Here is a 6,214-nt window from a genome sequence, read left to right as displayed (position 1 = left end):
ATACTTAATACCTTATGTCATTATAATAGGCGATCTTGTAAGCGCTGTCAATGTTTACTGGCAAAAAAGAAGTCATTACACTGATTTTAATCTAATTCTCAGAAAGAAAAAGACACTTCTGGTCCTGAGAAGTGTCTAAATCAATTTAATTATTGAACGGTTACAGACTTCGCTAGGTTTCGCGGCTTATCGACGTCTAAGCCCTTCCCCAAACTGGTGTAGTAGGCCAACAGTTGCGCTGGTACCACGGACAGTAACGGCGTCAAGTACGGGTTCACGTCCGGTAAGATCACCGTATCGTCTTCCTTGGCCAGGTGGCGGGAAACGATCGTTAGGATGCTTGCACCGCGGGCCTGGGTTTCTTCTAAGTTACTCCGGGTCAACCCGGCCGTCCGGTCCTGGGTAATGATTCCGATTACCGGCGTTCCCTTTTCAATCAGGGCAATCGTCCCGTGCTTAAGTTCCCCGGAGGCGAAACCTTCCGCTTGGACGTAAGAGATTTCCTTGAGCTTCAAGGCCGCTTCCAAAGAAACTGCCCAGTCGACTCCCCGTCCAATGTAAAAGGCATTACGCGGCTTGGAAAGGTAGTGGCTGACGATTTCTTCGAGCTTGTCCTTGCTATCGGTGATTGCTTGCATCCCGTTAGCGACGGTGGCCAATTCGTGCTTTAAATCGAAGTCCTTAGCGTCTTCGCTCTTCAGGTATTCACCCAGGGCCTTAGCCAATACTGCTTCAACGGCGATTTGGGCGGTGTAAGCCTTAGTAGAAGCCACGGCAATTTCAGGGCCAGCAAACAAGAGCATCGTATAGGTGGCTTCCCGTGACAAGGTCGACTTGTCGACGTTAGTGATCGTCAGGCTCGGCCAGTGGTTCTTATTGACGTTGACCAACACTTCCCGGCTGTCGGCCGTTTCCCCACTCTGGGATAAGAAGATGAAGAACGGCTTGGCGGACAGTAGTGGTTGTTCGTAAGCAAACTCAGAGGAAACGTGCACCGTCGTTGGCGTCTTGGCGAACTTTTCAAACATCCGTGCCCCGACTAAGCCGGCGTGGTAAGACGTCCCGGCCCCAATGATGTAAATGTGGTCAGCATCAGCAATGTCAGCCAGCATTTGTTCTTCCACCATTGGTTGACCGTCGGCGTCTAGGTATTCGGAAACTAACCGCCGCATCACGGCCGGTTGTTCGTCAATTTCTTTTAACATGTAGAACGGGTAAGCGCCCTTATCAGCGGCATTGGCGTCCATATCAACCGTAAACGGCTTGCGGTTCTTTTCATTACCGTCGAAGTCTTGGATCGCTACGTTGTCAGGCTTAACGATCACCAACTCGTGGTCGTCGATTTCCATGAACTGGTTAGTTTCCTTGATCATTGAAAAGGCATCGGAACCAACCATGTTGTAACCATCGGCCAGCCCTACCAGAAGTGGGCTCTTGTTCTTAGCCACGAAAAGGGTGTCCGGTTCTTGCTTGTCAATCAAGACAAAGGCGTAGGCTGAGTCATCAGAAATCAACCGTAACACCTTTACAAGGGCTGCCTTAGTGTCCATTTCGTATTCAACCACGAACTTATCCACCAGTTGAACGATGACTTCGGTGTCGGTTTGGCTCTTGAAGTCAACGTCTGACAGGTATTCTTCCTTAAGTTGCTTGTAGTTTTCGATCACCCCGTTGTGAACTAAGTAGAAGCGTTCATCCGTGGAGTACTGTGGGTGGGCGTTTGCTTCGCTTGGTTCCCCGTGGGTAGCCCAGCGAGTGTGCCCGATCCCAGCCAAACCGTGAACATCCGGCGTTAAGGCGCTTTCCAAGTTACTGATCCGCCCCGGACGCTTAACGAGGTAGTCGTGTCCCGCCTGATCATTAACGTAAATTCCCGCAGAGTCGTAACCCCGGTATTCCAGGCTCTTGAGCCCGTTTAATAAGATTTCAACAGACCGGTCGCTACCGGTAATTCCAACGATTCCACACATATTAGCAATTCCATCCTTTAATCTTTAAAATTGGTATAGATAAATTCTCGCTAAAAGATAATTTCTTAACAATACGTATCATAATAATAATGGCGAACAATGTCAACCAAGAGTACCCGAATTGGTCTATCAAGCGGTTGACTTTTTTGCACCCCAACTAAAAAGACTGAGAGTGGGAATAACTTTCCCAGCCTCTCAGTCCTTTTACAAATTTTACTTCGCCCCTGGCAAGACTTGCCGAGCCACGTCGGCAATTTGACTGACGTAAGCGTGAACGAGTTCCTTAGTCGGGGCTTCGGCCATGATCCGTAGCAGCGGTTCCGTCCCGCTCGGCCGTACCAAGATTCGACCGTCGCCGGCCATCTTTTCTTCCACTTTGGCAATGGCGTTCTTCAATTCTTGGTTGTTTAGGGCCGCTTCTTTATCTTCAACCGTGATATTTACTAACTCCTGTGGGTAGGTCACGACGTCTGCGGCCAACTCCTTGAGGCTCTTACCACTGGTCTTAACCACCTGCAACAATTGTAAAGCGGTTAGCATGCCGTCCCCGGTCGTGTTGTGATCCAAGAAGATGATGTGACCGGACTGTTCCCCCCCGAGGTTATAGCCGTTCTTTAACATTTCTTCGACCACGTAACGGTCCCCAACCTTAGTCTTAACGCTCTTCATACCGTGACTTTCTAAGGCCTTGTACATTCCTAAGTTAGACATGACGGTTGTCACCACGGTGTCTTTTTTCAAACGCCCGTTAGCTTCCATGCTCTTACCACAGATGTACATAATCTTATCACCGTCGACCAGGTTCCCCTCGTTGTCAACGGCGATACAACGGTCCCCATCACCGTCAAAGGCAATCCCCAGGTCGGCCTGGTTTTCCACCACGGCCTTTTGGAGGTCCGCTGGGTGGGTGGAACCACAATTAAGGTTGGTGTTCAAGCCATTTGGTGACACGTGCAGCGGAATGAAATCGGCGTTAACGTCGGCAAAAAGGTTGGCGATAAACGATGACGTTGCCCCGTTGGCCCCGTCGATAACCACCTTTAAGCCGTCCAGATCGGTTGAAATGGTCTGCTCCAAAAAGGAAGTGTACTTCAACGCCCCCTCGCGGTAGTCTTCCACCGTCCCCAAGCCATCGTCACTCGGCCGTGGGAGGGTGTCTTCTTCGGCGTCCAAGAGCTGTTCAATTTCGTACTCCAGCTCGTCGGAGAGTTTAAATCCGTCACCACCAAAGTACTTAATCCCGTTGTACTGAATCGGGTTGTGGCTGGCCGTGATCATCACCCCAGCGTCCGCTTCTTGGGCCCGTACCAGGTAAGCCACTCCCGGCGTGGTCACCACCCCTAAGCGAAATACCTCAATTCCGACGGACAAGAGCCCGGCCACCAGGGCGTTTTCCAGCATTTCCCCAGAAATTCGCGTATCGCGTGAAACCAGCACTTGTGGGCGCTTACGTTGGGAGTGACGGGTTAACACATATCCCCCAGCCCGGCCAACCCGAAAGGCTAGTTCCGGACTCAGATCCCGGTTGGCAACGCCACGCACACCGTCAGTTCCAAAATACTTTAACTTCATGATTCTTCCTCGTTTCTTCCCTGCTTAATTTCTTGACTACTAGTTGCTCGCTGAACTGCTAGCTGATTGACTACTGGAGCTCCTTGTCTCCGTTTGGGAGCTCGCCGATGATTGACGACTCGATGTGGCTGAACTGGTTTCGGTGTCTGACGAACCCGAACTGCTGCTTGAGGAGCCAGACGTTGAGCCACTATCACTTGACGATGACGATTTAGTGCTTGTGATCGGTACCGTTACGGATAGGGTATCCGGCGTCACGACCACGTTTAAGGTTTGGCCGTTCTTATCCACGGCCTGTAAGGTTACCTGCCGCGTGAAGGTGGCCGTCGCCGTGTGGGGCACGTTAACAAAGGCTACCACCTTGGCAACCTTAGCAACCTCGCTCCTGGCCCCGGAAACCTGGACGTTGGCCATTGAAGACTTGGCCGTCCCAACCTCGTAGCCATCGGCAACGGTCTTGCTACTCAATTGAACGCTGACCGGTGCCGTGATCGTCTTTTTCGATTGGATGTTGACCGTGATCGTTTCCGGATCGATGCTGGAAGTCAGCTCGGAATTTAATCCCGACACCTTCAACTTAACCCGGTGCTGACCGGTCCCCAGGTCACTGAGGTCAGCGTAAACCTTAAAGTTTTGGGTGTTGACGGTGGTGGTTACCAAAGCGGATGGCCCGGTCAGCTTAATCTTGACGTACTGCGGGTAGCCAGTTACCACGTAGCGCTTGCTATCAATGGAGACCTGCAAGGGGACCTTAATGGTTTGGGACTTGTCTGACATCAGGGCCGATTGATTACCCTGGCGAGTGGTTTGACGCAAAAAGGAGCCGTTGACGTAAAAGAACATGAACAGGGCCAAGACGAGTGACATCCCGCGCATCACCCACGGACGACTGAAGAAGCTATTATCGTTATTTTTCATGACGTCCTCCCTTCCGGAACGGGTTTACCAGCCGGTCCAAAAGCTTATTCTGATCGGTGCTCTCCTTTTTATAAAGGTGGGCCCGCAAGAATTTGAGGTAATTTTCTTGGGTCATGTCCCGGATCAATTCGTTATCCTTAGTGATCGAAACACCCCCAGTCTCTTCAGAAATTACAATCGTCAGGGCGTCTGTCACCTCCGAAATACCCACGGCGGCCCGGTGGCGGGTCCCCAGTTCCTTTGGGATTAACTTGGAATCCGACAGCGGTAGGTAAGCGGCGGCCACGGCAATCCGGCCGCCCTTGATGATCACCGCCCCGTCGTGAAGCGGGGTGTTGGGGATGAAGGTATTGATTAAAAGGGCCCCGGTCACTTCCGCATCCAGTGGAATCCCGGTTTCAATGTATTCCTCTAGCCCGGTATCCATTTCGATGGCAATTAAAGCCCCGATCCGGCGCTTGGACATGTATTGAATTGCCTGATCGAGTTGGGTAATCAGGGCTTCTTCTTCCTCGTTTTCGGTTTTGGTACGGGTAAACATGGTCCCCCGCCCGAGGTGTTCCAAGCCACGCCTGATTTCTGGTTGGAAGATCACCACCATGGCGATAACCCCCCAGTTGATGATCTGGTCCATCACCCACGACACAGTGGTCAGCCCAATGTACCAAGAGATCAGCTTTACCACAATGATAATGATGATTCCCTTAAATAGCTGGACGGCTCGGGTCCCCCGAACCAGAATCATCAACTCGTAAATTAAAAACCAAATTACCAGGATGTCGATTAAATTAATGAAGTTGCGCCACGTTAAGAGTGCCGCCAAATAGGTCATCATAACCACCCCCGCTAGCTTTGCCGACCGATAATGCGCACCTCAGTCTCCAGTTGGACACCAAACTTTTCTTGCACAGTTTCCTGAACGTGGTGAATAACGTTTAAGTAGTCAGTGGCCGTGCCGTGGTTAACGTTGACGATAAAACCGGCGTGCTTGGTGGACACTTGCGCCCCACCAGACGTGTAACCCTGCAGGCCTGCATCGTGAATTAGCTTGCCGGCGAAGTAGCCCGTTGGCCGCTTAAACACGGAACCACAGGAAGGGAGCTCAAGCGGCTGCTTAGCCGCACGGCGGGCGTTTAAATCCTCCATTTGGGCCGTAATGGCATTTTGGTCCCCCAACTTAAGGGCAAAGGTGGCGTCTAAAACGATCGCCCCGCTTGCTTGAACGGCGGAGTGGCGGTAGCCAAAGTCCATTTCTTCGTTTGATAGCTGGTGGATTTGGCCGTCGCGTTCCATAACGGTAACGTGATCGACAACGGTCTTAGTTTCCCCACCGTAGGCCCCGGCGTTCATGAAAATGGCCCCACCAATCGACCCCGGGATCCCGGCCGCAAATTCTAAACCGGTCAGGGAATGATCCCTAGCGATCTTGGTTACTTCGATGTAAGAAGCCCCGGCGGCCGCTGTTACCATCGTGCCTTCAACCTTAACCGTTTGCATCCGGGTCAGGATCATCACTAACCCCTCAATCCCGCCGTCTCGGACGATTAAGTTAGAGGCATTACCAATCACCGTTAGCGCTAACCCCGTTTGGTGGCAGTAGTCAACTAATTGCTGAACTTGGGCCACGTCGACCGGAAAGGCCAGCCAGTCCGCTGGGCCTCCGGTTTTGGTGTTGGTGTAGTGAGCCAGGGGCTCGTGTTCTTTAATTTCAATTTCTGGAAAGGTGGTTATCAAGTTTTCCATCTGCAAGATCC

5 protein-coding genes are annotated in these 6,214 nt (G+C 51.7%); all 5 read right to left on the bottom strand.

Annotated features, from left to right (window positions below):
- Positions 1-149: 149 nt before the first annotated feature.
- The 5 genes from glmS to murB all read right to left on the bottom strand — a co-directional run bounded on the left by glmS (position 150) and on the right by murB (position 6,203).
- Positions 150-1,970, bottom strand: a complete 1,821-nt coding sequence (glmS, locus tag FG166_RS02415; RefSeq protein WP_003682666.1) for a glutamine--fructose-6-phosphate transaminase (isomerizing) — start codon at positions 1,968-1,970, stop codon at positions 150-152.
- A gap of 213 nt (positions 1,971-2,183) precedes the next feature.
- A complete protein-coding gene (gene glmM / locus FG166_RS02410) occupies positions 2,184-3,542 on the bottom strand; it encodes a phosphoglucosamine mutase (RefSeq protein WP_003682665.1) in 1,359 nt (452 codons plus the stop codon).
- A 39-nt stretch (positions 3,543-3,581) separates the two neighbouring features.
- A complete protein-coding gene (locus FG166_RS02405) occupies positions 3,582-4,460 on the bottom strand; it encodes a CdaR family protein (RefSeq protein ID WP_003682664.1) in 879 nt (292 codons plus the stop codon).
- Positions 4,450-5,292 carry a diadenylate cyclase CdaA gene (gene cdaA, locus FG166_RS02400; RefSeq protein ID WP_035430936.1) on the bottom strand — a complete coding sequence of 281 codons (843 nt, stop codon included), beginning with the start codon at positions 5,290-5,292 and terminating at the stop codon, positions 4,450-4,452. The genes FG166_RS02405 and cdaA overlap by 11 nt, the downstream gene beginning before the upstream one ends.
- A 14-nt stretch (positions 5,293-5,306) precedes the next feature.
- Positions 5,307-6,203 carry a UDP-N-acetylmuramate dehydrogenase gene (gene murB / locus FG166_RS02395; protein WP_003682662.1) on the bottom strand — a complete coding sequence of 299 codons (897 nt, stop codon included), beginning with the start codon at positions 6,201-6,203 and terminating at the stop codon, positions 5,307-5,309.
- Between the last annotated feature and the right edge of the window lie 11 nt (positions 6,204-6,214).

Origin of the sequence: Limosilactobacillus fermentum, assembly GCF_013394085.1 — a bacterium.
Taxonomy (GTDB): domain Bacteria; phylum Bacillota; class Bacilli; order Lactobacillales; family Lactobacillaceae; genus Limosilactobacillus; species Limosilactobacillus fermentum.
Note: the sequence above shows the minus strand (reverse complement) of the source record. Positions and strands in the feature narration are given on the sequence as shown.